The sequence below is a fragment of the Brevundimonas vesicularis NBRC 12165 genome, assembly GCF_001592205.1.
GTDB classification, from domain to species: Bacteria; Pseudomonadota; Alphaproteobacteria; order Caulobacterales; family Caulobacteraceae; genus Brevundimonas; species Brevundimonas vesicularis.
In genome coordinates this window covers 62,392-85,756 of the sequence record NZ_BCWM01000012.1, presented here as the reverse complement: position 1 = coordinate 85,756, position 23,365 = coordinate 62,392, and the positions used below count along the sequence as shown (strand labels likewise).

At 66.4% G+C, this 23,365-nt stretch carries 22 protein-coding genes; 10 read left to right on the top strand and 12 right to left on the bottom strand.

The genetic code is table 11. The features are described from left to right. Window positions 1–3: 3 nt before the first annotated feature. A complete protein-coding gene (locus BVE01S_RS11125; RefSeq protein ID WP_066627524.1) occupies window positions 4–582 on the bottom strand; it encodes an SOS response-associated peptidase family protein in 579 nt (192 codons plus the stop codon). 198 nt (window positions 583–780) lie between these two features. Between BVE01S_RS11125 and BVE01S_RS11120 the strand changes: the two genes are divergently transcribed. Then, on the top strand, window positions 781–1,539 hold the full coding sequence (locus BVE01S_RS11120) for an ImuA family protein (protein ID WP_035307855.1): 759 nt from the start codon (window positions 781–783) through the stop codon (window positions 1,537–1,539). Next, on the top strand, window positions 1,454–2,974 hold the full coding sequence (locus BVE01S_RS11115; protein WP_054764214.1) for a Y-family DNA polymerase: 1,521 nt from the start codon (window positions 1,454–1,456) through the stop codon (window positions 2,972–2,974). Before BVE01S_RS11120 ends, BVE01S_RS11115 begins: the two co-directional genes overlap by 86 nt. A 12-nt stretch (window positions 2,975–2,986) precedes the next feature. On the opposite strand, the gene BVE01S_RS11110 is transcribed toward BVE01S_RS11115, so the two are convergent. Genes BVE01S_RS11110 through BVE01S_RS11100 form a run of 3 tightly spaced genes read right to left on the bottom strand, consistent with a single transcriptional unit; the run spans window position 2,987 to window position 6,713 of the window. Next, window positions 2,987–5,044 carry a DUF3732 domain-containing protein gene (locus BVE01S_RS11110; protein WP_035307860.1) on the bottom strand — a complete coding sequence of 686 codons (2,058 nt, stop codon included), beginning with the start codon at window positions 5,042–5,044 and terminating at the stop codon, window positions 2,987–2,989. A gap of 3 nt (window positions 5,045–5,047) precedes the next feature. Further along, entirely contained in the window at window positions 5,048–5,542 is a 495-nt protein-coding gene (locus tag BVE01S_RS11105; RefSeq protein ID WP_035307862.1) for a three component ABC system middle component, read from the bottom strand. Then, window positions 5,532–6,713, bottom strand: coding sequence for an ABC-three component system protein (locus BVE01S_RS11100; protein WP_035307863.1), 1,182 nt, complete (start codon window positions 6,711–6,713; stop codon window positions 5,532–5,534). The genes BVE01S_RS11105 and BVE01S_RS11100 overlap by 11 nt, the downstream gene beginning before the upstream one ends. Window positions 6,714–6,898: 185 nt before the next feature. Here BVE01S_RS11100 and BVE01S_RS11095 point away from each other — a divergent pair, with 185 nt between their 5' ends. From BVE01S_RS11095 to BVE01S_RS16815, 4 genes are all read left to right on the top strand, one after another. Then, a complete protein-coding gene (locus BVE01S_RS11095; RefSeq protein ID WP_035307865.1) occupies window positions 6,899–7,528 on the top strand; it encodes a hypothetical protein in 630 nt (209 codons plus the stop codon). Between the two features lie 68 nt (window positions 7,529–7,596). After that, entirely contained in the window at window positions 7,597–10,833 is a 3,237-nt protein-coding gene (locus tag BVE01S_RS11090; RefSeq protein WP_054764215.1) for an error-prone DNA polymerase, read from the top strand. 83 nt (window positions 10,834–10,916) lie between these two features. Next, window positions 10,917–11,822, top strand: coding sequence for a PD-(D/E)XK nuclease domain-containing protein (locus tag BVE01S_RS11085; protein WP_066627522.1), 906 nt, complete (start codon window positions 10,917–10,919; stop codon window positions 11,820–11,822). Between the two features lie 6 nt (window positions 11,823–11,828). After that, entirely contained in the window at window positions 11,829–12,008 is a 180-nt protein-coding gene (locus BVE01S_RS16815) for a hypothetical protein (protein WP_155988133.1), read from the top strand. Between the two features lie 152 nt (window positions 12,009–12,160). On the opposite strand, the gene BVE01S_RS11075 is transcribed toward BVE01S_RS16815, so the two are convergent. Next, a complete protein-coding gene (locus tag BVE01S_RS11075) occupies window positions 12,161–12,547 on the bottom strand; it encodes a hypothetical protein (RefSeq protein ID WP_054764216.1) in 387 nt (128 codons plus the stop codon). A 359-nt stretch (window positions 12,548–12,906) separates the two neighbouring features. Between BVE01S_RS11075 and BVE01S_RS11070 the strand changes: the two genes are divergently transcribed. Then, window positions 12,907–13,191 (top strand): hypothetical protein, encoded by a 285-nt coding sequence (locus BVE01S_RS11070; protein WP_035308711.1) that lies wholly within the window; start codon window positions 12,907–12,909, stop codon window positions 13,189–13,191. Window positions 13,192–13,248: 57 nt separating this feature from the next. Here the strand turns inward: BVE01S_RS11070 and BVE01S_RS11065 are convergent, their stop codons facing one another. The 4 genes from BVE01S_RS11065 to BVE01S_RS11050 form a co-directional block, all read right to left on the bottom strand. Continuing rightward, window positions 13,249–14,484, bottom strand: coding sequence for a site-specific integrase (locus tag BVE01S_RS11065; RefSeq protein ID WP_035308713.1), 1,236 nt, complete (start codon window positions 14,482–14,484; stop codon window positions 13,249–13,251). Between the two features lie 175 nt (window positions 14,485–14,659). Then, window positions 14,660–15,220, bottom strand: a complete 561-nt coding sequence (locus BVE01S_RS11060) for an HNH endonuclease (protein ID WP_026108602.1) — start codon at window positions 15,218–15,220, stop codon at window positions 14,660–14,662. A 141-nt stretch (window positions 15,221–15,361) separates the two neighbouring features. Beyond that, window positions 15,362–16,021: a trimeric intracellular cation channel family protein gene (locus BVE01S_RS11055; protein ID WP_066552818.1), complete on the bottom strand. Its 660-nt coding sequence runs from the start codon at window positions 16,019–16,021 to the stop codon at window positions 15,362–15,364. Continuing rightward, a complete protein-coding gene (locus BVE01S_RS11050) occupies window positions 16,018–16,668 on the bottom strand; it encodes a DNA-3-methyladenine glycosylase family protein (protein ID WP_066627518.1) in 651 nt (216 codons plus the stop codon). Before BVE01S_RS11050 ends, BVE01S_RS11055 begins: the two co-directional genes overlap by 4 nt. Before the next feature lie 78 nt (window positions 16,669–16,746). Between BVE01S_RS11050 and gluQRS the strand changes: the two genes are divergently transcribed. Continuing rightward, the gene (gene gluQRS, locus BVE01S_RS11045) at window positions 16,747–17,610 is read left to right on the top strand and encodes a tRNA glutamyl-Q(34) synthetase GluQRS (protein ID WP_066627512.1); all 864 of its coding nucleotides are present in this window, start codon (window positions 16,747–16,749) and stop codon (window positions 17,608–17,610) included. On the opposite strand, the gene BVE01S_RS11040 is transcribed toward gluQRS, so the two are convergent. The 3 genes from BVE01S_RS11040 to BVE01S_RS11030 form a co-directional block, all read right to left on the bottom strand. After that, window positions 17,594–18,403 carry a TIGR02186 family protein gene (locus BVE01S_RS11040; RefSeq protein WP_066627510.1) on the bottom strand — a complete coding sequence of 270 codons (810 nt, stop codon included), beginning with the start codon at window positions 18,401–18,403 and terminating at the stop codon, window positions 17,594–17,596. The genes gluQRS and BVE01S_RS11040 overlap by 17 nt on opposite strands. Continuing rightward, window positions 18,403–19,326: a sulfite exporter TauE/SafE family protein gene (locus tag BVE01S_RS11035; protein ID WP_017506607.1), complete on the bottom strand. Its 924-nt coding sequence runs from the start codon at window positions 19,324–19,326 to the stop codon at window positions 18,403–18,405. Before BVE01S_RS11035 ends, BVE01S_RS11040 begins: the two co-directional genes overlap by 1 nt. Before the next feature lie 97 nt (window positions 19,327–19,423). After that, entirely contained in the window at window positions 19,424–22,294 is a 2,871-nt protein-coding gene (locus tag BVE01S_RS11030) for an SEL1-like repeat protein (RefSeq protein WP_240612146.1), read from the bottom strand. Window positions 22,295–22,510: 216 nt separating this feature from the next. Between BVE01S_RS11030 and BVE01S_RS11025 the strand changes: the two genes are divergently transcribed. Further along, window positions 22,511–22,729 (top strand): hypothetical protein, encoded by a 219-nt coding sequence (locus BVE01S_RS11025; RefSeq protein ID WP_045810644.1) that lies wholly within the window; start codon window positions 22,511–22,513, stop codon window positions 22,727–22,729. A gap of 62 nt (window positions 22,730–22,791) precedes the next feature. Then, a complete protein-coding gene (locus tag BVE01S_RS11020) occupies window positions 22,792–23,289 on the top strand; it encodes a pyridoxamine 5'-phosphate oxidase family protein (RefSeq protein WP_066627506.1) in 498 nt (165 codons plus the stop codon). The last annotated feature ends 76 nt before the right edge of the window (window positions 23,290–23,365 follow it).

Here is a 23,365-nt window from a genome sequence, read left to right as displayed (position 1 = left end):
AACTCATGCCGCTTCCGGGAAGACCTTCTCGACAGACAGGCTGCCTTCCGGCAGGGGGCGCAGCAGCTCGGCCTCGGGTTTGCGCAGGTCCAGCCAATCGAGGGCCGCATCGGGTCTCAGCAGGACGATCTGGCGGTCGTGGTAGGGGGCGATGTCCGGTCCCGGCTCGGTGGTCAGCATGGCGAAGGCGCCGTCTTGAACCAGGCCGGCGACCCAGAAGATCGGCGCGTCGGCCATGGTGAACCGCCACTTGGTCTTGCGCTTCTGACCCGGCTCGGCATCGGTGAACTCGAAGAAGCCGTCGGTGGGGATCAGGCAGCGGGTGACGCCGTCGAAGGATCGACCGTCGGATCGGAAGTTGAACACGGGTCTTCCCTGTGGCGACTTCCAGGCCCAGGGCGACACGATCAGCTGCGAGCCATCGGGGCCTCGCGTGATGATGGGCGCCCGGTCGCCGATACGGATCGAGGCCATGGGTCCGAAGTTGGGCATGCCGCCGGGAAAGACGAGACGGTCGCCGGTTCGGTTGAAGGTCTCGATCACCTCGTCGAACGGCAGGATGAGCTGATACTCGTTGCACATGCGGACCTCCGTCTACCGCCCCATTGATCGCCGACTTCGCTGAAAAAGCCAGCGGCGACCGTCCCTGGCCGTCCTGGCGCGCGGTCCACAGGTCGTCCGGCGAAGGGGATAAGAGATGAGCGAAGGTTGACTCTTCGCATCATACAGAACCAGAACATTACAGGAACATTCATCAGCCTTGGGAACAGGAGGCTTCTCATGCGCGCCCGCCTGCCTGCCGGGCTCGACATCCTGCGCGATCGGATCCGCGCCCTTGAACAGGGCGGCCGGAACACCACCGGGGTGTTGCCCTTCGGCGTGAAAGATCTCGATCGCCATCTCCCCAGCGGCGGTCTTTCACTGGGCGCCGTTCATGAGATCGCAGGCGGCGGCGAGGAGGCCGTGGACGGCGCCGCAGCCGCCCTGTTCGCCGCAGGCATCGCCGCCCGGCGGCCCGGCCAGGTGTTGTGGTGCGTAACCCGCCCCGACCTCTTCGCACCGGCCCTGCGTCAGGCCGGTCTGGGGCCGGACCGGGTGATCTATGTCGAGGCCGGGGACGAGCCTTCCCTTCTCGCCTGTTTCGAGGAAGGCCTTCGTCATCCCGGTCTGGCCGCCGTCGTGGCCGAGACCGCCCGCCTCAGTCTCGTCGCGTCCCGACGGCTGCAACTGGCCGCCGAAGACTCGGGCGGCCTGGGTCTGGCGGTGCGCCGATGGCGACGGGCTTCGGAAGCCGCCGACTTCGGTCAGCACACCGCCTCCGCCACGCGCTGGCGCATCAGCCCGGCCCCCTCCTCGCCCTTGCCCGTGCCCGGCGTGGGGCGGGCGCGCTGGTTCGTCGAACTCATCCGTTGTCGCGGCGCCGAGGCCGCGGATTTCACCTTGGAAGCCTGTGATGAGACGGGTCGTCTCGCTCTACCTGCCGAACTGGTCCGTCGATCGTCTGCGACGCGGACTGGCGGACGTCGCGCCGCCGCCTGAGCTTCCCCTGATCCTCGCGGGTCGGTCCGGGCGCCGTCGGATCGTGCTCGCCGCCAACACGGCGGCGCTGGCCCAGGGCGCACGCGTCGGCATGGCGGCGACCCAGGCTCAGGCCCTCATCCCCGGCCTCGACGTTCGGGTGGCGGATCCGGCGGGCGACGAGGCCGCGCTCGGTCGTCTCGCCGTCTGGGCCATGCGCCGGTACGCCCCCGTCTGCCAGCCCGATCCGCCGGATGGCCTCGCCATCGACGCCACCGGGGCCGCCCACCTTCAGGGCGGGGAGGCCGCCATGCTGGCGGACATGATCCTACGCCTGAAGGAGGAAGGCATTGAAGCCGACGCCGCGATCGGTCCGACCTATGGCTCCGCCCATGCCGTGGTCCGCTTCCGACGCGCGCACCGTATGATCGCGCCCGACGCCGTCGACGCCGCCATCGCAGGATTGCCGCTGGCGGCGCTGCGGCTTCCGGAGGCGTTGATCGCGCATCTGCACCGGATGGGCTTCGACCGGATCGCCGACGTCGCACATCGGCCTCGCGCGCCTCTCACGCTCCGGTTCGGTCATGACCTCGGCCGTCGCATCGACCAGGCCTACGGGCGTGTGGACGAGCCGCTCGTCCCGGTCGAGGCGCCGGAGATCCCGACGGTGTCGCGGGTGTTCGGGGAGCCGATCGGCGCGCCGGAGACCCTCGAGCGCCATGTCACGGCGCTCGCCTCGGAACTGTGCGCGGCGTTGGAGATCCTGAGCCTGGGAGCCAGACGGCTGGACTGGTTGTGCGTCCGTGTCGACAACCGGGTCGAGGCGCAGAGGGTGGGCCTGGCCCGACCGACCCGGGATGCGGCCCGGCTGTCGCGCCTGCTGACCGACCGGATCGAAAAGATCGATCCGGGGTTCGGCATCGAGCGCATGACCCTGTCCGCAGTCCAGGCCGAACCCCTCGATTGGCGGTGGGGCAAGAGCGCCTTGGGCGAGACCGAGGGGCCAGACCTGTCGGATCTCGTCGATATGCTGTCCAACCGCATCGGCGCCCAGCGCCTGTATCGACTGGTCCCGGTCGAGAGCGACGTGCCCGAGCGCTCCGTCGGCAAGGCGCCGCCCCTTTCTGTCGCTCCGGTTCTGGACTGGACGCCGGATTGGCCGCGTCCCGCACGCCTGTTGAAGCGGCCCGAGCCCGTCGAGACCATGGCCCTGCTGCCCGACAATCCCCCGACCCACTTCACATGGCGAGGCGTACGGCGTCGGGTAGTCCGCGCGGACGGCCCTGAAAGGATATTCGGAGAATGGCGACGGCGGGACGCCGAGGTCTGGGCCGTTCGTGACTACTTCCAGGTTGAGGATGAGGTGGGGCGGCGGTTCTGGTTGTTCCGGGCTGGCGACGGCGAAGATGGTCGGACGGGGTCGCAAGCCTGGTTTATCCATGGACTGTTCGGGTGATCGATTGTCGCGTCAATCCGGGGTCACCTCGTTGGGCGCGTCGGGAGCGGCCTCGTCGGCCAACCAGTGCGAGGGGATGAGGAAATCGGCCTCGCCGCGCCAGTTGGCCACCTCTTTGACGCCCTCGATGTCGCCCCATGCATGATGGTCCGCATGATCCAGCACGATGATCTGCAGGCGGGAGTTGAACGACCCGTGCGCGCGAGCGAGGCTCGCGAAAATCTTGCGCGTACTCTCCAGATCGCCGAGCCGACCTTTGCGCCCACGAGCGGCGCCAATCGACTCTCCAGGCTCGTCAAGATCGGCTTCGCCGGTGACGATCTGTTCGAAGGTGTCGCTCGGGAAATAGACCTGGCTCGGCTGATCTATGACGAGGAAGGTCGGCACCGGATTGTTCTGGAGACGATTGAGGAAGACCCCGTGAAGCGCGAGCAGGGCGGCGAGATGGTAGGCCATCCAGTTCTCGCCGCTGCCGATTTCCCAGAGAAAATCCGCGCCCTTGGCGCCCTCGCGTTCGAACCGGAGATTCAGCTCGCGCTCATCGAGCATGGGCCGGCCTTCGGCGCCTTCGATCCCGAGATGCTCGATGAAGCGGACGATGTAGCTTGAGATACGGGCATGGACGTCCGAAGCGCGGCGGCGGCGTTCTTCGTCGTTGCCTTGCCGCTCGATATCCCGGATGTCGCCGCGAAGTTTGGCGACCTGGGCCTCCAGACCCTCGTCACCCTGGATATCCCCGAGCATGCGCAAGGCCTGTTCGGTCGATCCGATAAATCTGAAGATGTTCTCCAGGCTCTGCGACTGGCCGCGTTCCTTATCGACCTGCGCCTCGAACTCGCGTCGGGTGCGTTGCAGGGCCTGAAGATCGTTTTCCGCCTGAAGCAGGGAGCCCTGAACAGCGATAAGGTCACGATCAACCATAGGCCGAGCGGTCGTCGCGCCAGTCGAGAGGCTCTGCAGCTCAGCGATCGGGTCGTTCAGTTCCTCCAGGGCGTCTTTCGCCGCTTCGGTGTCCGATCCACACAGAACGCAGGACTCTCCCGCGACATGAGCCTTGAACCAGCCGACACCTTTCACGCTCGCCGACTGCTCAGCCAGCACATCGGCATAGTCGACCACCGCTCGGGAAAGGCTGCGCAGCTTGCGTAGGCGACGCCGTTCGGCGCCGATCTTCTGGTCGAGCGCCTGCTCCTGACGACGAATGTCGTCCAGCCGGGTCACCGCAGCCGTGACCCGGCCAGGAGCGGCGACAGATTGACCGCCGGCGGCGACCACCTCGGCGAGCACCGAGAGCAGCCCGCGCAGGTCTCCGGGCGGCTCTCCGGGCGGCACGAGACTGAGCTCCTGGGCGCGGAAGAAGGCGCCGCGTGCGTTTGCGCTCCAGTTGTCGATGGCGTTGCGCCGGGTCCGCAGCTCTGTCTCGACCTTGCGTAATTCGTCACGCAGCAGCCGAAGGCGATGGAGTCTCACCAAGTCTTCGTTGGTCACGATCCCCAAAGCGAGAGGCAGCACGTGGCGCAAGGTCTCGCGATGCTCCGAAGAGTCCGCCTTGAAGAAGAGCGTGTAGGGATTGGCCACGACATGTTGTGGCAGAAGGTTGAAGGCCGCCAGATCGCGGAAACTCGCCCGCCCGCCGAAGCCTTTGTCCTTCTCCGGATCGAGCGCCAGATTGGACAGGCCGGAATAGATGTCGAGCAGCGCTTTAAGACGCGCGACGTTGGAGTTCGCCGCCGGGCGCATGGGCAGGGGCTGCTCCACCTCAGGCCCCTGTTGCAGCCATATCTCCTCGGACACCTGACGCGCCGCCGGCTTAGGGCGGGCGATCCTCATAAGGCCGGCGTCGGTTTCGATGGTTAGTCCGAACCAAGAAACCGCGTTGCGGATCACACCGACAGCGATCGAGCAGGAGCCCGACCCGAGCACATAGTCGATGATGTTGACGATCGAGGATTTGCCAGTGCCGCTCCATCCGGTCACCACCGACACCGCGCCCGGGTCGAAGGTCAGCGTCCGGGGTTCGAAGCGAACGTCTTCCGGCCAGATGATGATTTCGCGGATGAAGAGCTTCATGGGTCAGAACTCGATGTTCAGCTGTCGCTGGGCGGCTTCAAAGCCGTCCATGGCGAACCAGGTCCCGAGCCGCTTGGCGGCGCTCAGGACGTGAGAGACCGGGGGGTCGAGATCCCGGATAGCTTGCGGAAGATCGGCGCCGCTCATCGCCCTGAAGCGAGGAAAGCCTTCTCCGCCTTCGCGGATCAGAAGGCCCGAGGCGACACCCACCTGCAGCGCCTTGAGCGCGGTGTCGGCATGCGCCTCCACACGGCGTTGCAGGCCGGCGAGCAAGTCGGGCCGCTCCACGACGGCTTTGAGGAACCCGCTGTCGAAATTCATGCCGTGGACCTTGTCCACCGTCGCGCGGTGAAGAAGCAGGGCGGCGCTGACCACAAAGATGGGCAGGATCGGCGGCGCGCCATGGGCTTTGCCGGCGTGGCGCTGGGCGACATGCCAGAAGGCGCTGGCCATCAGAGCCGGGTTTCTGGCCAGCAGTTCCTCGTGATCAATCTTCACCGGAGGGCTCCGGGGAATAGTTAGGGTCCCACCAGACCTGATTCTCGTCTGCCAGGCGGTGGTAGTGGCCGGACGTCATGTAGAGCTCGCCGCAGGGCTGACCATCCAGCGGTTCCTGGTGATCATAAGTGGCGTCGGCGAGCACGGCTTGTCCGATCTCCGTCGGCGGCTTGGGCTTCATCTCCCGGGTTCGGCGCCGCATCAAATTCTGCCATCGGGTGCGCAGGCGGTCACCCCGATCGCGCCATTCCCCGTCGGCGACCTCGCCCTCGATGACGAGCCGGTGCTTTTCGGCATTGAACTTCAGGAAATGATCGACGGCGTCGACAACATCCTCATCCTGGGCTTCGATCCGGCCGAGGTGCTCGACAAACGTCCGCGACAAGGCGCCGGCACGATCGGCGTCGGACACCCGTACATCCGAGGCCGCCCTCGGAAGAAGGCGGCTCCGCGCCTGGCGAGCCTGGAGGGCATCCTTCTGGAGTAGAATCGCGGCACGCGACACCATTCCGGGACGCCCGGCATTCCATTCCTCACGCACCAGCCGCGTCAGCCATCCGAGCAGGCCGTCCAGAATGTCCTCCGCATTCGCCCTGGGGCTCAAACCGAGGCCGTTCGCCATGGCGGCGCGATCCTCTGCCGGGTCGCCGGCCTCGACGATCTCGATGCGTCCGATCAGGTCGAGCAGTTCGTCGTCGGAGCGTTGTAGCACCCGGTCGATCAAGGCCTGCGCCTGTGTGACCTTGGTCGTTTTCTTGGACGGCGCCGTGCCTTCGGCTCGCAGGGCGACCAACACCTGCGCCGCGCTCGCCTCGCCAAGCTTGCGCTTCTTCAAGAGGGTGGAAATGGCCGTCTCCACAGGCCGATTGACGAAGAAGAGATATCGCTCGCAGGCGATCGCCTCAGGCGTCTCCTGCTGGAGCAACCAGATTTCCAGCGTGCGCCAGATCGCCTTGCTGCGGTCAGAGAGCAATCGGGCGCTGGGCGTCGCCGTGCTCTTGTCCTGTTCCTGAACGACGGCCTTACCATCCTTGAGGACGACCACGTCGTCCAGATGTTCCACGGCGATCACGGCCCCCACACCGGCATGGGCCAGATGGTGAAGCGCCCTTTCGAGTTGAAGGATGTAGCCGGCCGCCTGCGGCGCCGCCGTGTTGTTTATCGCCGCCAACCCCGACCCTAACTTCAACGGCGTTCCGCTTCGCCGGACAGCGGTTAGTTGTACGGATTCCTGCAAGAACGCCAATAGCTGGCTGGAACGAAGACTTTTTAATCCCGGCAGCCTCGACAGTTGGGATAGCGTCGGTCTGCGTTGCACGTCTAGATTATCGATCGGGCCGGAAGGGAGCGAGGGACGTGGAGCATTACACCAGCCGGGTGCGCGACAGCATCCTGCCCCTGTCCATCGCCAAAACCCTGCCTGCGGCGTTCCGCGAATGGCGGTTCACCGAGCGGACCGAGGACCACGGCGCGCCGGTCGAGACCTGTCGCCTCTGCGGTCAGGAAGGGCTCCGCTACCACTTCGAGATCGGCAACGAGCGGACCGACGAGACCCTTTGGGTCGGGTCACACTGCATTCTGAAGTTCGACGTCGCCATCGTCCAGGAAGGACGCCGACTGACGCCACAGGAGGCCAAGCGGCGACTGACCGAACTGACCAATGAGATGCAGCTCAAGGCCTGCATCGCCGCGCTGGAGAAGCTGGCTGCTGCGGAGAACAACGCGATCCTTGAAGGCGCGTTGGAATACTACAAGCGGCACGGGACATTGACGCCGAAATACGCAAACGTGGTCTTCTGGCGTCTGAAGACCAATGGGATCGACCACCAGCCCAGCTTCTTCAAGGTCGAGCTCAAACGTCAGCAGCACATCGACGATTTACAGTCGATGCCCACTGGACGCGTGCACAGGTTCTGGGCAGCGCTTAGTCCTGCCCAGCGAAAGAAGGCCATCGCCCTCGGTCACACGCCACCGCCCCCTGAATAAGAAAGTGATCTCGCTTTCCTGGCGTCGAAGAATGTGAACATAACGGGAACAAACCTCCCGTTGGGCCCATGTCGTACGTCGAACTCCAATGCGCGTCCCACTTCTCGTTCCTGAGAGGGGCGAGTTCTTGCGAGGAGCTGTTTGCCCAGGCGGCCGCCTGTGGGCTCGACGCGCTGGCGGTGACGGACCGGAACAGTCTGGCGGGCATCGTCCGGGCGCACGAGGCAGCGCGGGCGACCGGGGTTCGGCTGATCGTGGGCTGCCGTCTCGTGCTGGAGGATGGGGCGGAGATTCTCGTCTATCCCCGGGACCGGGCGGGCTACGCCCGGCTCTGTCGCCTGCTGACGGTGGGCAAGCGGCGGGCGGGCAAGGGCGGATGCCGGCTCGGGTGGGACGACCTGGAGACTTGGGGCGAAGGATGGATCGCCGTGCTGGTCCCCGACGGCCTGACGGCGGCGCGTCGGAACCTGGTGCATCTGGTCGAAGTCTTCGGCGACGACGCCCATCTGGCCCTGACCCTGCATCGGCGGCCGCGCGACCAGATGAGACTGCATCAGCTCTGCGAAGCCGCGAGGGCCGCGGCGGTGCGGACGGTGGTGACCAACGACGTTCTGTTCCACCATCCCGACCGCAGGATCCTGCAGGATGTCGTCACCTGTATCCGGGAAGGCTGCACCATCGACGACGTGGGCTTTCGCCGGAGCCGGACGGCCGACCGGCACCTGAAGCCGGTGGGCGAGATGCACCGACTGTTCGCGCGCTATCCGGAGGCCCTAGCGCGCACGGTCGAGATCGCCGATCTCTGCCGCTTCAGCCTGGACGAGCTGGCCTACCAGTATCCGCGCGAGGCGGCGGCGGGACAGACCCCGCAGGAGGCGCTGGAGGCCCTGACCTGGGCGGGGGCGGCGGACCGGTATCCGGAAGGCTTGCCTGACAAGGTGCGGGCGGCGCTGAAACACGAGCTCGGACTGATCGAGACCCTGGGCTATGCGCCCTACTTCCTGACCGTTCACTCCATCGTCCGCTTCGCCCGCAGCCGGGACATCCTGTGTCAGGGGCGAGGGTCGGCCGCCAACTCGGCGGTCTGCTTCGTGCTGGGCGTCACCTCCATCGATCCGGGGCGCAACGACCTCCTGTTCGAACGCTTCGTCAGTCAGGAGCGCAAGGAGCCGCCGGACATCGACGTCGACTTCGAGCACGAGCGCCGCGAGGAGGTGATCCAGTGGATCTATGACACCTATGGGCGGGACCGGTCCGCCCTGTGCGCCACCGTCATCCGCTACCGCTCGCGCGGCGCCCTGCGCGATGTCGGCAAGGCGCTGGGCCTGACCGAAGACCTGATCAAGACCCTCTCGTCCCAGGTCTGGAGCTATTCGTCGGAGGGGGTCGAGGATCGGCACGCCGAGGAGCTGAACCTCAATCTGGAGGACCGGCGTCTGAGGTTGGCGCTGGACCTGTCACGACAGCTGATCGGGTTTCCGCGCCACCTGTCCCAGCATCCCGGCGGGTTCGTCCTGACCGACGACCGGCTGGACGATCTCGTGCCCATCGAGCCGGCGGCGATGAAGGATCGTCAGGTGATCGAATGGGACAAGGACGACATCGACGCCTTGAAGTTCATGAAGGTCGATGTCCTGGCGCTGGGCATGCTCAGCTGCATGCGGCGCGGTCTCGACCTGTTGCGCGATCACAAGGGCATGGATCTGGACCTGGCCTCCATCCCGGCCGAGGATCCCAAGACCTACGCCATGATCCGCAAGGCCGACACGCTCGGGGTCTTCCAGATCGAAAGCCGCGCGCAGATGGCCATGCTGCCGCGCATCAAGCCGCGCACCTTCTATGACCTGGTGATCGAGGTCGCCATCGTGCGACCGGGCCCCATTCAGGGCGACATGGTCCATCCTTACCTGCGGCGCCGCGAGGGGAAGGAGCCGGTCGTCTTTCCCAAGCCGGAACTGGAGGAGGTTCTGGGCAAGACGCTCGGCGTGCCCCTGTTCCAGGAGCAGGCGATGCGGGTGGCGATCGAATGCGCCGGATTCACCGCGTCGGAAGCCGATCAGCTGCGCCGCGCCATGGCGACCTTCAAATTCACCGGCGGGGTCAGCCACTTCAAGGACAAGCTGGTCGGAGGGATGGTCGAGCGGGGCTATACGGCCGAGTTCGCGGAGAAGACCTTCAGCCAGCTGGAAGGCTTCGGATCCTACGGCTTCCCGGAAAGCCATGCGGCGTCGTTCGCCCTGATCGCCTACGCCTCCTCCTGGCTCAAGTGCTGGCATCCCGATGTCTTCTGCGCCGCCCTGCTCAACGCCCAGCCGATGGGGTTCTACGCGCCGGCCCAGATCGTGCGGGACGCCCGCGAGCACGGGGTCGAGGTGCGGCCGGTCTGCGTCAATGCCAGTCGCTGGGACTGCACCCTGGAGCCCACGGAGCGGGAGGACCGGTTCGCGGTGCGGCTGGGACTGCGCATGGTGCGGGGCCTGGCCAACGGGGACGCGGCCCGGCTGGTGACGAACCGCGGGGATCGGCCCTTCGCCGGCATCGACGATCTGTGGCGACGGGCCATGACGCCCGTCGGGGCCCTGACGCGACTGGCCGAGGCCGACGCCTTTCTGGAGGGGCTCCGCCTGTCCCGCCGCGACGCCCTGTGGTCGATCAAGGCGCTCCGCGACGATCCCCTGCCGCTGTTCGCGGCGGCCTCGGCGGAGGCCGGCGAACTCGTGCCGGAGGTGGATGAGCCTGATGCTGCCCTGCCGGCCATGCCCGCCGGTCAGGAGGTGGTGGAGGACTACACCCATGTGGGCGTGACGCTGCGGGACCACCCGCTGGCCTTCCTGCGCGACGAACTCCAGGTCCGGCATGTGATGACCTGCGCCGACGGGACGGCCATGCGCGACCGCCGCCTGACCCGGGTCGCCGGCCTCGTTCTGGTCCGTCAGAAGCCGGGATCGGCCAAGGGGGTGATGTTCATCACCATCGAGGACGAGACCGGTGTGGCCAATCTAGTGATCTGGCCGAGCCTCTACGAGCAGCAGCGGCGGGTGGTGCTGGGCGCCAGCCTGCTGGTGGTCGACGGCAGGGTGCAGCGCGAAGGCGAGGTGGTGCACATCGTCGCCGAGCGGCTGCACGACGGCTCGGACCTCTTGGCGTCGCTGGGCCGGAGGGGCGAGTTCCGGTTGCCGCATGGGCGGGGCGACGAGGTCTATCGGGGCAGTAAGCCGGACGCCCGGACACCCAAGGCCCGGGACATCTACATTCCGGACCTGTCGCTCGAGGGCATTCGAGTCAGGACGCGGGACTTTCGGTAGGCATGAGATCGCACCACTTTCCCAGCCGCCTACGGCATCCTAAAGCTCCGCATTAAGGACGAGACCAACCCCGGGGCTATTTGATGGACAAGATGGAGTGGGCAGTCGAGAGCCTGGAGTATCTTCGTAAAGCCCGCATCGCGATCGACGATGAGTTTCGCGGCGCCATGCAAGATGCGAAGGGCTACCCAGGGTCCTGGAAGGATCCATGGCATGGCACATCGCGCGATATCATTTCCAATCTCTACCACTACTCCGAGGAGTTTGTGGCGGACGTCCGGATCCCAAATGAGATGTTCGCCTCACCTGAGCGATTTGAGCAGGGGCTCGTAGCGTACCGGGCTTTCGTGCAGGCAATGGTCGACGACCTCGACGAGGAGCAGGCCGCCTACGAACTCAAGCACAAGATCGTCGGCGCACCACACATCGTCGACGTCGCCCGCCGGCAGGTTTTCCACGTTCTCGGAGCCATTGATTACACCTTGGCACGCAAACCCTCGCCACCCGCTGCCACAGTCAGTTCCGAAACCGCGGATCTGGACCTGATCGTCACACTTGCCCGCCGTTTCCACGAGAGTGTCCTTGCTTTGAAGACCCACCCGCACGGTGGAGCGGTTTATGCCATCAAGGACGAGTGGGACTGCCAATACCTGTTCCGCTCGATCCTCGCCGCCTACTTCCCGGATGTGCGTGAAGAGGAATGGAGCCCATCCGTCGCCGGCAGCGCGTCGAGGTGCGAGTTCTTTCTCAAACCGCTGCGGGCGATGGTGGAACTCAAATACGTCCGCAAGTCCGACACGACCAAGATCAAGAAAGAACTCGCCAACGACTTTGTCGATTACGGCGGTAACAGCGAAGTCGACCAGCTCATCTGCCTCGTTTACGATCCCGACAACCACCTGAAAAACCCTGCAGGCTTCCAGTCCGATCTGTCTAAACCACGGACCGGCCTGATTGACGTGAAGGTCATCGTCTCTCCACCGCGATGAGGGGTGATGCCGCAGGCGTCAGTGCATTTCGGACCGATGCATGGGCGGTGGCGGCTCGGTCATATCCAGGCTGTCGATCATGATGTCGATTTCCGCCTGCACAACATCGAGGTCACGCCCTTCGAACATCTGTTCGGCGGCCTCACGCCAAGCCGCTCGGAGCAACTCTCGGGCATCGTCGGGTAACATATCCTCGAGATAGTGGAGGCCGCGCTCCGCGAGCAGGCGCTGGGCGACCACGCCGGCGCGCGTCGCAATATCTCCTGCGGGGGCCGCGTCGCCGGCCGCACCTCGCTTCAGTGACTTTGTGCGCCTTGGCATGACGAAGGATGTCCCGGCTAGGCGTGTCCGCGCACAGCCGCGTCGGCCAGCACGCGCGCGCGGAAAGACTCGAGATCGAATCCGACTGTGTGATCATCGATCGCCAGAAGCGGCTCAACTGCCGCGGCAGCCACTACGTCGGCATGTATGTAGTCAGCGCCTTCGGCGTCCCCCGGAAGCGTCCAGGCTCGCAGACCACGATCATCATGCAACCGCGCGAGCGCCTCCAGCCGAAGCTGAATGGCAAAGGCATTAAGCGCTGCCTCATCCGCTTCGTCACGCTCCTCGAGTAGTCTGAACAGGCGGAAGGCGCGACCTTCGAACGAACCACGTTGATCCGCAGGCAGTTCGCCGATGGCTTCCAACGACGCCGCAAAAAGCTCGGGCGATACCTCGGCGCTCATGGCTCGATCCGTGAAGCTAGACATGCAGTTCCCCTGAACGGCTGTGGTTCACCAGTATGGGCGTAAAAGCCCGCTCGACTATGTCCGCACTCGAGGGCAACGCCAAGGCCACCTTCATTCACCACCGCTTGATGTCTTGCTTCTCCGCGGGATCCAAGAAAAACCGAAGTTCATAAGCGACCCATCTCACAAGGCTGTGATCGATTTCCTTACTCAGAACCAGATCGGAACAGGCCGAAACAGATCGAACAGGTCACCTATTCATTCCGTCCATCAGTTCTCTACGTCCGCCGGTTGCGGTTTATTTCCGTCGATGCTTGCTTGGTTGCAGTTCTGGTTCAGACGGAAAGGAGCGCCACATGGCCGGTCTACATCTTCACGGAACTGAGGAAATGCTGCTGACCCGCAAGGAAGCGTCCACCGAGCTTCTACGTATGGGCATCCGCCGGTCACCGTCGACACTGGCGAAGGTGTTCTGCACCCGGTCTGACGGACCGCCCTGCACCCACCTCGGGCGGACCCCCTACTACCCCAAGAGCCTGCTGCACGAGTGGGCGCGCAGCCAGCTCTCGGGCCTCCGGTCTTCGTCGAGCCAGCCTCGCCAGGCCGGACATTGGGGCGAGGCCGCTCACGAGGGCGCCTAGCTCCCCAGTCCATCGCGACAACTTCGGCCGCCCGGCGACCCGCCGGGCGGCCGTCTTTCAATGGGCCGTCTGTCCGTCTTCAACCGACCAGCCCGCGAGAGAGGCGGCGACGCTCTCGCTGATCCTGTCGGCGGCGGCACGGACCGGGTCGTCCGCCAGGTGGGCGTATCGACTTGTGGTGCTGACGTGACTGTGGCCGAGCAGCTTGCCGATGAGCTGAAGCCCTTCGCCGCCGGCCAGCCCGGCGCTCGCGAAGCTGTGCCGAAGGTCATGGATCCGCAGGTCTTCCATCCCGGCGCGTTTGCGGATGCCGACCCAGGCCCAGTCGAGATTGGCGATCGGACGCTTGGGATCCTTCCGATCCGGGAACACGTAGATGCTCCCGTTCGAGAGCAGGCCCTCGATCAGCTTCAGCGCCGCGCTCCCGAGACGGATCACCTTCGCCCCGGTCTTGGAATCCTCCAGCCGGAGCATCCCCATGGTGCGGTCGATCTCCGACCACTTGAGCCTGGCGATCTCGTTCTTGCGGGCGCCGGTCAGCGCCAGCAGGCGGATGATGTTGATGTGGCGCGGATCGCCCCCATGCTTCTCGAGCTCCGCCAGGACATCGCCGAGCCGGGCCAGTTCGGCCGGGGAAAGGAAGCGGTCCCGACGGTTGTCCTTGTAGCGTTTCACCCCTCGCGTGGGGTTGGTCTTCACGAACTCCCGCTCAACGGCGAACGTGAAGATACCGCCCAGCAGTCCGACCGTGCGCGAGGCCGCATGAATACCGCCGCGAGTGTGCGGCGTCGCCTCTCCACGAATGCGTCCCGACCCGACATCGACCATCAGCCGCTCGATGTCCGCTCGGCCGATATCGGTGACCTTCATCTTGCCCAGGCGGGGTTTGATGTGGCGGGCGATGCGGATGCGATCGATCCGAAGGGTCGTCGCTTTCTTCATCGTCACGCCCTCCTTCATGTAGAGGTCGCAGAGCTCCGACATGGTCAGTTCTTCGCGTCGTTCGACTTTGGTCCCCTGAGGGTCACCACCTGACGCGACTTCGGCCAGTACAGCGGCCGCTCGTTCGCGGGCTTCCTCGGCGGTCACGACGCCATGGCGAGCGATGTGAAGGAGGCGGTCAGCGCCGCCGATCGTCCTGTATCGAACGACGTAGGTTTTGGTATCGCTGACGGCGACGCGCACCCCGAAACCCTTGAGCTGCGTGTCCCAGAGGGTGAAGCGCACCCCTTCAGACGTCAGGGCGTCGACCAGGCGTTTGGTGATCTTTCCGGACCTCGGGTTCTGAACCATTCGATCTCTCCTCGGGCCCACGAGGGGTCCCGTTTCTGGTCCCGGTTTTGGTCACCACATGGTCACCAGCCGGGAGGATTTCGGAGGATAATCGAGAAATCAGCGGTAAAAGAACGAACCCTGAACCTGCCCACCACAAGGGTGTTTGAGCCATTTCGAGCAACTGAAAAGAACCCTAAGGTTCGAGCTCTATGTCCCAATAAAGGTAGTCCAGCCAGCTCTGGTGCAGATAGTGCGGTGGGAAGCGTCGGCCGGCATCCTGAAGCTGCCAGGCGTTGGGGCGATAGGGTTCGCGGCGGATCGGCATCATCGCCTGGCGCGGCGTTCGCCCGCCCTTGGCCAGATTGCAGGGGCTGCAGGCCGCAACGATATTGTCCCAGGTCGTGCGTCCGCCCTGTGAGCGCGGGATGACGTGGTCGAAGGTCAATTCAGCCGACTGACCGCAGTACTGACAGGCGAAGCCGTCGCGCAGGAAGACGTTGAAGCGCGTGAAGGCGGGGCTGCGGTCCTGATCCACATAGCTGCGCAGCGCGATCACGCTGGGAAGCTGCATCTCCATCGACGGCGAGCGGACGACCTTGTCATACAGGGACACCACGTCCACGCGGTCCTGATAGACCGCCTTGACCGCCTCCTCCCACGGCCACAGCGACAGCGGATAGTACGACAGCGGCCGGAAGTCGGCGTTAAGCACCAACGCGGGAAAACCGGAGGGCGGTCGATGGAGAACCTGCATCAGGCCCTCCCGCGCGGACGGGGGGATTTTGAGGCGACAGAGGTGAGGACACGTCTCCTTCCCTAGTCTTGTGAGATCAGCCTACCCCTGATTCCCGCTCATCGCCATGACCAGTGTGCAGCGTTTTCGTGACGTCCTGCCTCAGACCCGGCGCGCGTGGGTCGGGAACCCCGGCAGGGTCCAGCCCCAGCGCAAGGCGGCCGCGCGCAGTAGGAAGCCCGACAGCGCCGCGACGATGGCGGCGGGCCAGACGCCGACGCCTGGCGCCCTCAAGACCATATAGACCGTCGCCGCCAGGATCGCGGCCGTGACGTTGATCTCTCGCCGCAGCAGGATCGACGGCTGACCCGCCAGGGTGTCGCGCACCACCCCGCCGAAACAGGCCGTCAGCGTGCCCATGACGATGCAGATCAGGGCCGGCGCCCCGGCTGCCTCGGCCTTGGCCGCCCCCATCACGCCATAGGCCGCAAGACCCACCGCATCCAGCCACAGCAGGGCGCGAAACCGCCAGTCGCGCTGCCCCACCAGCCACAGGGCCGTCGAGGCGAACAGGCAGACCGCCAGATAGCGCCAGTCCTGCACCCAGAAGACCGGAAGGCCCAGCAACAGGTCACGCAGCGTCCCGCCGCCCACGCCAGTGATGGCGCCGAAGAAGGCGAAGGTGACCACGTCGTGCTTCTCGCGCGCGGCGGCCAGGGCGCCGGTGGCGGCGAACACCGCCACGCCGGCGAAATCCAGCGCGGTCAACACGGTCTGCGGATTGCGCAGCGGTTCGGTCAGAGCAGGATCGAGCGGGGTCACGCCGGCGCATCCAGCGCGATCTCGCCGCGCTTGACGCCCGTGTACCAGGCCCACAGCAGATGAGTGGCGACCGCACGATAGGGCCGCCAGATCTCGGCGCGGGCATAGGCACCCTTCTGATCGGGCCGCACTTCTGCGCCGTCCGCCCAACGGATCGCCTCCTGCAAGGCCACGTCGCCGCCCGGGAAGACATCCAGCCGCCCCTCGCACATCATCAGATAGGCCTCGGCCGTCCACAGGCCGACGCCCTTCAGCGCCGTCAGGGAGGCGATCGCGGCCTCGTCATCCAGGTTGGCCAGATGCTCCAGATCGATCTCGCCCGCGATCTGCGCCCGCGCGATCCCCTGACCATAGGTCGCCTTCTGCCGCGACAGACCCATGCCGCGCAGCTGATCCAGATCGTGCGCCAGCAACAGCTCGGGCGTGATGCCGCCCATGCCTTCGCGCAGCCGCGCCCAGACCGAAGCGGCCGAGGCCACCGACACCTGCTGCTCCACGATCATGCGGAACAAGCCTTCGAACCCGCCCACCCGCAGCCGCCACTCCAGCGGCGGCGTCTGCGCATCCACGCGCACGAGCGCCGGATCGGCGGCGACCAGCGCCTGGCGCGCAGCGGCGATATCATCAGGCGTGGGTGCGAGCGGCATACGCCATGCTTACGGCCCGTCGCGCTTGTCGGAAAGAGCGGGGGCGCCGTTGAGGGCCGCAAACCGCTAAGGAGCGTCGTGATGTTCACGACCCGCTTCGCCCCTTCGCCTACCGGCCGCCTGCACAAGGGCCACGCTTTCTCGGCCCTGACCGCCTGGACGGCGGCGAAGGCGGCAGGCGGGCGGTTCGTGCTGCGCATCGAGGATATCGATCCGACGCGATGCCGGCCGGAGTATGAGGCCGACATTCTGCAGGACCTGGCCTGGCTGGGTCTGGACTGGGATACGCCGGTCCGGCGCCAGTCCGATCATCTGGCCGAGTATGCCGCCGTGATCGAGAACCTGCGGGCCCGAGGCCTGCTCTATCGGTGTTTCCGCACGCGCAAGGAGATCCTTAGCGCCATCGGCGACGCACCGCACGGGGCGATGGAAGCGGCGAGGCCTGGTCCGCATTCAGCCGACGAGGAGGCGCATCTGCTGGCCTCGGGCGCTCCGTTCGCATGGCGGCTCTCGCTGGATCAGGCGCGGGGGGCCTTGGGCGAGGCGGCCTGGAACGGCCTGAGTTTCGTCGAGGAGGGCGAGGGTCCGAACGGCGAAAGCGGCGTCGTCGCCGTGGATCCCGAGGCGGCAGGCGATGTGGTCCTGGCGCGTAAGGATACGGGCGTCGCCTATCATCTGGCCGTGACGCATGACGACGCCTTGCAGGGGATCACACACGTGATCCGGGGCCAAGACCTGTTCGAGGCCACGCATGTGCAGCGGCTGATCCAGACCCTGATGGGCTGGCCGGCGCAGACCTATCGTCATCACAGCTTGCTAACAGGACCGGACGGGCGGCGCTACGCCAAGCGCGATCGCTCGATCACCCTGGCCGAGCTGAGGGCCGGCGGATTGACGGCCGAGGGCCTGCGCGCCGAGCTGGGCTTCAGCTCCGCCGGCTGAAGATGCGCGAGGCGCCATAGCCGGTCAGGGCGGCCAGCACGACGCACAGCACGCCGTACAGCCACGGCCGACGGTGGGCGAACTCATAGATGTCGCGCTCCAGCCCGACCTTCTCGACCGTCAGCGTCAGGTTCGACACCGACTGCGGCTCGCCGTCCTGAAACAGCCAGACTTCGGCGTAGTATTTGCCGGTGGGCGCGACAGTCGGCAGTTTGACCTCGGCGCGGAACAGACCCCGGTCGACGAACTCGACCCCTTCGGAGTCGGTGTCGTAGAGGGCGGCGGCCTCCTTCAGCCGGATCACCGCGCGGCGCCAATCCAGATAGTCGTCGCCCAGACGGCTGACGACCACATCGCGCACGCCGTAGCGGGTGACGGTGCGGCTTTCCTCGGGCGCGTCGATGCGCAGGTGATCGACGCCGACGCCCAGCCGGCGCAGCTGGCCGAAGTCGGCGATGTCGTTGAGCGGGCGCGTCGAGGCGGTCATGTAGAAGCCGGGCGCACCCTCGAACAGCACGGGCCGGCTGTTCAGCCAGACACCGGACGTGCGCGTCTTCTTGACCAGGCGGATCGGCGCGTCCGGCCCCCGCACCACCACCACCACGTCGGCCGGTTCAGGCGTCGGATTGAACACCGCGCCGTAGAGGACGATGGACGCGCCCCGGAAACTGCTATCGACCCGGACCTGGGCGTCGGTCAGGGCGGCGGCGACGCGCAGGTCGCCGGTCGTCGCTTCGGAACGATCGAGCGGCGGGGCCGCGACAGGGGGCGGAGGGGGAGGAAGCGCCTGCATCAGTCGGCGATCCCCGGCGCGATCATGAAGATGTCGTTGGGCCGCACGAACAGATCCAGCCCCATCTGGATCCCGACCAGCAGCACGATCAGGCCCAGCGCCGCCCGCAGTTCCTCGGCGCGGAACCGCCCGGCGAAGCGCGCGCCGATCTGGGCGCCGACAACGCCGCCCAGCAGCAGAATGGTGGACAGGACGATGTCGACCGTCTGGTTTCGTCCGGCTTGCAGGATGGTGGTGATGGCGGTGGTGATGATGATCTGGAACAGGCTGGTGCCCACCACCGCGCCCGCGCGCATGCGAAGGATATAGAGCATGGCCGGGACCAGGATGAAGCCGCCGCCCACCCCCATGATGGCCGACAGGACGCCTGCGAAGACGCCCAGGCCGAACGGCGGCAAGGCGCTGATATACAGACCCGACTTCGGGAACTTCATCTTCAGCGGCAGACCATACAGCCACATCGGCCGCCGACGCTGCTTGTGCGGCGCGGGCAGGCCCCGGCGGCGGCGCAGGATTTCGGTCAGGCTTTCGTTCAGCATCAGAATGCCGATCGCGCCCAGGAAGACGAGATAGGACAGGGCCACGACCAGATCGGCCTGGCCCAGCAGGCGCAGGTAGCGAAACAGCTCGACCCCCGCCAGGGCGCCGGCCGCACCCCCGGCCGCCATCACTGACCCCATCTTGAAATCGACCGAACCAGCGCCCGCATAGCGGATGACGCCCGACGTCGAGGAGGCCACGACGTGGCTGGCCTGGCTGGCGACGGCGACGGTCGGGGGGATGCCCAAGAAAACCAGGATCGGCGCCATCAGGAAGCCGCCGCCGATGCCGAACAGGCCGGACACGAATCCGACCACCGCCCCCAGGATCACCAGGGTCGGCCAGTTCACCGAAACCTCGGCGATCGGCAGATAGATGTCCAAAGGACGCGCCTTCGGCTGGAGCGGACACAAGAATCGCCGTCAGGCGGGCGAGGTCGGGGACGACCGGGCGACCGATAGCCGCCCGGCGCCTATGAATCTAGCCTGTCGCCTGGGCTTGGGCCTGCGACTGACCCTGCGACTGGGCCACGAAGGCGTCGGCGGCGGTGCGGGCCGCGCGCTGAGCCGTGGCGCTGGCCGTCGGACGCAGGCGCGTCACGGCGGCCTGGGCCTCCGCATCCCCGCCGCGCGCGGCGATCATGTACCATTTCAGCGCTTCGGTCGGATTCTTGGCCACGCCGTCGGCGCCGGTCTCATAGATGCGCGCGACATTGTACTGGCTGTCCGGCAGACCGCGCTCGGCCGCGTTCAGCAGCCAGGTCAGGGCCTCGGCCTGATTGGTCGCGCCGCCGTCGCCTTCATAGAGCTGCATCCCATACAGATGCATTCCGCGCGGATCACCGCCCTCGGCCGCGCGACGGCCCCACTGACGGCTCTGCGCCGGGTCGGCGGGCACGCCGTTGGCGCCGTCCAGATACAGCTGACCCAGATAGGTCTGGGCGGGGGCGTAGCCCAGGTTGGCGGCGCGCTTCATGCCGTCTAGGCCAGAGTTGTCGCCGGCCTCCAGCTTGCCGATCGCCGCCTCATAGTCCGCAGCGCCAGGGCCGCCGATGTCGAAGGTCGCCTTCGGCCCGGTCGGCGTCACCGCCGACGCGGCCAGCGGCACGGCGCCGTTTGCTGTCGAGCCGCCGCCGAAGCTGGGCATCTCGAAGTCCGGCGCACCGCCGTCGGTCAGGGACAGATAGCCATAGACGCCCCCGGTCAGGGCGACCGCCGTGACCGAAGCCAGGAAGGCCTTCTTGACCGTCGATCCGTCCTTGGACGCCTGCCGGTCCAGCCGTTCTTGCAGCTTGGACTTGCCGCCGCGCTTCAGGCCGAAGCCCGACCGGGGCGCAGGTTCCGGTTCAGCCGGCGCGGTGATTGCGGCGCGGGCGGCGTCGATGGTGCTGCGGGTCGAGGCGGCGCGGCCGGCCGCAGCGGCGGCTTCCATGCTGGAGCGCAGCCGGCGCGGATCCACGAACTCGGTTTCACCGCCGAAATCGTCGTCGTCCGCGTCTAGGACGGCGGCGTCACGCTTTTCGACCGGTGCGGTCGAGAAGCCCGGCGACGTCGCCTCCAGCGCATCGTCGACATCGGCGCCGCCGAAACCGCTGAAGGGCTGGATGATGGGTTCGACGCCGTCGGGATCGACCTGGCGCATCGGCATGTCGTCGGCCAGCGCCTCGGCGGGCTCGGCCTCGGTCTGGACGACGGGGGCCGACGGGAAGGGCGCAGCGGTCGCGACTTCGGGCGTCACCGGATCGCTGGACCAGGCGTCCTGGTCGGTGAAGGTCTCATCGGGGAAGGCGGCGGCGCGCCAGTCGCCTTCGATGGATGCAGACTGGATCGGGGCCTGTATGGTCGCCGAGGCGGCGCGTTCCAGCACCTGTCGCGCCGGGGTCCACGCCGGCTCATTGTCCAGCGGCTTGTCGCGGATCGGCGTCGGCGCGCGGGCGTCGATGCTTTCGCGGGCCTCGGCCAGCAGACGGGCGGTGCGCTCCTCGCTCAGACGCATCCGCTCGGCCAGTTCGCCGGACGCGCGGTCGTAGCGCTGCTCGATCTTGTCCGAGCTTTCCGACAGGCGTCGGCCGATGTCTTCCAGCGCCTGCTGCGAGCGGCGCTCGGACTGGGCGATGCGATCGCTCAGCTGGTCCGAGATGCGGGTGATCTCGCCGCCAAGCTTCTCCAGGGCGATGGCGTGGCGATCGTCGCTGGCGGTCAGGCGTTGATCGACGCGGTCAACGTGGCGGGCGAACTCCTGGTCCAGACGCGCGGCGCGGCGGGCGACTTCGGTTTCGATGGTCTGGCTGACGACGTCGGCGGCGGCGCGGGCGACGGCGTCGGTGCGACCGTCGTTGTCCGTCTCAACCTTCTTGACCCGCGCATTCAGGTTGCGGGCGATGCGCAGGACCTCGCGGCCCATGGCCTCAAGGCCGATGGCGCCCTTCTCTTCGGACGCCTTCAACTGATCGCCGACGGCCTGGACGGCGCGTTCGATGCGGTCGATGCGCGCGCCGGTTTCGGCGGCGTCCAGACGCTGCATCATCTCGGCGCGATTGTTGTCGATCTGACGCGACAAGCTTTCGGCCAGTTTCTCGAAACGGGCCAGGTCGCGCGCGCTTTCCGGCTCGACGCGGCTTTCGGCCGTCCGCATCCGCTGGTCCAGCGCGGCGAACGAGCGTTCCAGCGTCTTCAGGGCTTCGGTCGTGCGGTTCTGGGCCTCGTCCAGACGCGCGCTGACCTGAGCCAGCATCTCCGTGCCGACGCCGGGGCCGGCGGCCTTCTCGACCGCCTCCATCCGCTCGCGCAGATCGCTGACGCCCAGACGCTGGCGTTCCTCGATGTCGTACAGACGCCCGGTCAGGGCGCCCAAGGAGGTCTCGATCTTGCCGAAGGCTTCCTGGGTCGACGGGCCGGTGTCGCGTTCGAAGGCGCGCAGGCGGCGATGCCCTTCGCGCAACTCCTCAGCGATGTCGTCGATGCGGCGGGCGGCGCCCTGCGCCTCAACCTCTTGGCCGTCCAGCCGACGCATCAGGCCCGCGACGGCTTGATCCACGCCCTGAATGGCGACGGTCGAGCGACGTTCTGCGGCTTCCAGCCGCGCGGCGATCACATCGATGGAGGCGCTGATCCGCTGCTGGCTGTCTTCGACCTCATAGGCGTCGTCCAGACGGCGGCTGCGGTTGCGGCGTTCGTATTCGGCGGCCTGGGAGCGACGCGGCAGGGTGGCGTAGCCCTCCTCCTCGTCTTCCATGATCATGGAGTTGAGCCATTCGCCCAGCGTCATGCCGGACCGGCGCGCCAGATCCTTGGCGACCTCGCGTGCTTTGGGATCGATTCCCTTAACGCTCCACGGCGCTGCAGCGCTCACTGATTCGTCTCCCAGCCCATGCGACGAAGGCTATACCGTCAATATCGAGGGTGTAAACTGATGGTTAACCGCAATATCTAGCAGCGATATCCCAATCCTGTGGACATCACGCCAGACAGCCGGATTTGTGAATCATCTCGGTTAACGCGGCATGAAGATTAACCTCCCGGCAAGGGTTCGCTTGCCAAGCCGCGCGGCTTTCGCCACCTGCGGCGCATGAGCCTGACCACCACCCTCGTCCTGCTGGGCGTCGCCCTCGCCGTCATGGTCTTTTGCGGATGGCGGGGCGCCCGGCCGCCAGATCCGTTCAAGGGACCGCGCCTGATGCCGTGGCGGTTCCTGATGGTCGGCGCGGCGGCGATCGCCATGCTGCTGCTGATCCACCTGGCGACGCTATTCGGCGCCGAGCGTGCGCCCTGGATACCCGGCGCTTAAGCTGCGGGAACCCGATTAGGGCCGGTCGGTTGAACCTTGCGAACCACTCAAGGAGAGACCGCGTGTCCGACAAACTGACCCCCGCCGAGGCCGAGAAGGAATTCTGGAAGAGCCTGAAGGAGTCCAATACCGGCATGCTGGGCATCGATCGCCCCGGCTATCACCACCAACCCATGACCGGTTTCGGCGAGGACGAGACGGGGACCATCTGGTTCTTCACCCGCGACGACACCGATTTCGCCCGTGACGTCGGCGGCGGCGGCCAGAACGGCATGTTCTGCTACCAGGCCAAGGACGGCAAGGTTCAGGCCTGCATCCACGGCCGCCTGGCCGTCGATCAGGACCGCAGCCGCATCGAGAAATACTGGAACCCGGTCGTCGCCGCCTGGTACCCGGACGGCAAGGACGACGCCCACCTGACCCTAGTCCGCTTCGACGCCGACGACGGCCGCGTGTGGGTCTCCGACAAGGGCGCTCTGGGCTTCGGCTATGAAGTTCTCAAGGCCAACCTGACCAAGAGCGTCCCGGATGTCGGCGGCGTGTCGGACGTGAAGCTGTAGGAAGACTGACGCAATAAGCAGTCCCAGCGCACCACAATTCCGCCCTCAAGGTTGCGTCTTTCGCAACTCGATAACT

Excerpts from the sequence above, each read along its gene's own strand:
- BVE01S_RS11125 (WP_066627524.1), bottom strand. The coding sequence starts at position 582 with ATGTGCAACGAGTATCAGCTCATCCTGCCGTTCGACGAGGTGATCGAG.
- BVE01S_RS11120 (WP_035307855.1), top strand. The coding sequence starts at position 781 with ATGCGCGCCCGCCTGCCTGCCGGGCTCGACATCCTGCGCGATCGGATC.
- BVE01S_RS11115 (WP_054764214.1), top strand. The coding sequence starts at position 1,454 with ATGAGACGGGTCGTCTCGCTCTACCTGCCGAACTGGTCCGTCGATCGT.
- BVE01S_RS11110 (WP_035307860.1), bottom strand. The coding sequence starts at position 5,044 with ATGAAGCTCTTCATCCGCGAAATCATCATCTGGCCGGAAGACGTTCGC.
- BVE01S_RS11090 (WP_054764215.1), top strand. The coding sequence starts at position 7,597 with ATGTCGTACGTCGAACTCCAATGCGCGTCCCACTTCTCGTTCCTGAGA.
- BVE01S_RS11085 (WP_066627522.1), top strand. The coding sequence starts at position 10,917 with ATGGACAAGATGGAGTGGGCAGTCGAGAGCCTGGAGTATCTTCGTAAA.
- BVE01S_RS16815 (WP_155988133.1), top strand. The coding sequence starts at position 11,829 with ATGCCGCAGGCGTCAGTGCATTTCGGACCGATGCATGGGCGGTGGCGG.
- BVE01S_RS11075 (WP_054764216.1), bottom strand. The coding sequence starts at position 12,547 with ATGAGCGCCGAGGTATCGCCCGAGCTTTTTGCGGCGTCGTTGGAAGCC.
- BVE01S_RS11070 (WP_035308711.1), top strand. The coding sequence starts at position 12,907 with ATGGCCGGTCTACATCTTCACGGAACTGAGGAAATGCTGCTGACCCGC.
- BVE01S_RS11065 (WP_035308713.1), bottom strand. The coding sequence starts at position 14,484 with ATGGTTCAGAACCCGAGGTCCGGAAAGATCACCAAACGCCTGGTCGAC.
- BVE01S_RS11060 (WP_026108602.1), bottom strand. The coding sequence starts at position 15,220 with ATGCAGGTTCTCCATCGACCGCCCTCCGGTTTTCCCGCGTTGGTGCTT.
- BVE01S_RS11050 (WP_066627518.1), bottom strand. The coding sequence starts at position 16,668 with ATGCCGCTCGCACCCACGCCTGATGATATCGCCGCTGCGCGCCAGGCG.
- BVE01S_RS11040 (WP_066627510.1), bottom strand. The coding sequence starts at position 18,403 with ATGCAGGCGCTTCCTCCCCCTCCGCCCCCTGTCGCGGCCCCGCCGCTC.
- BVE01S_RS11025 (WP_045810644.1), top strand. The coding sequence starts at position 22,511 with ATGAGCCTGACCACCACCCTCGTCCTGCTGGGCGTCGCCCTCGCCGTC.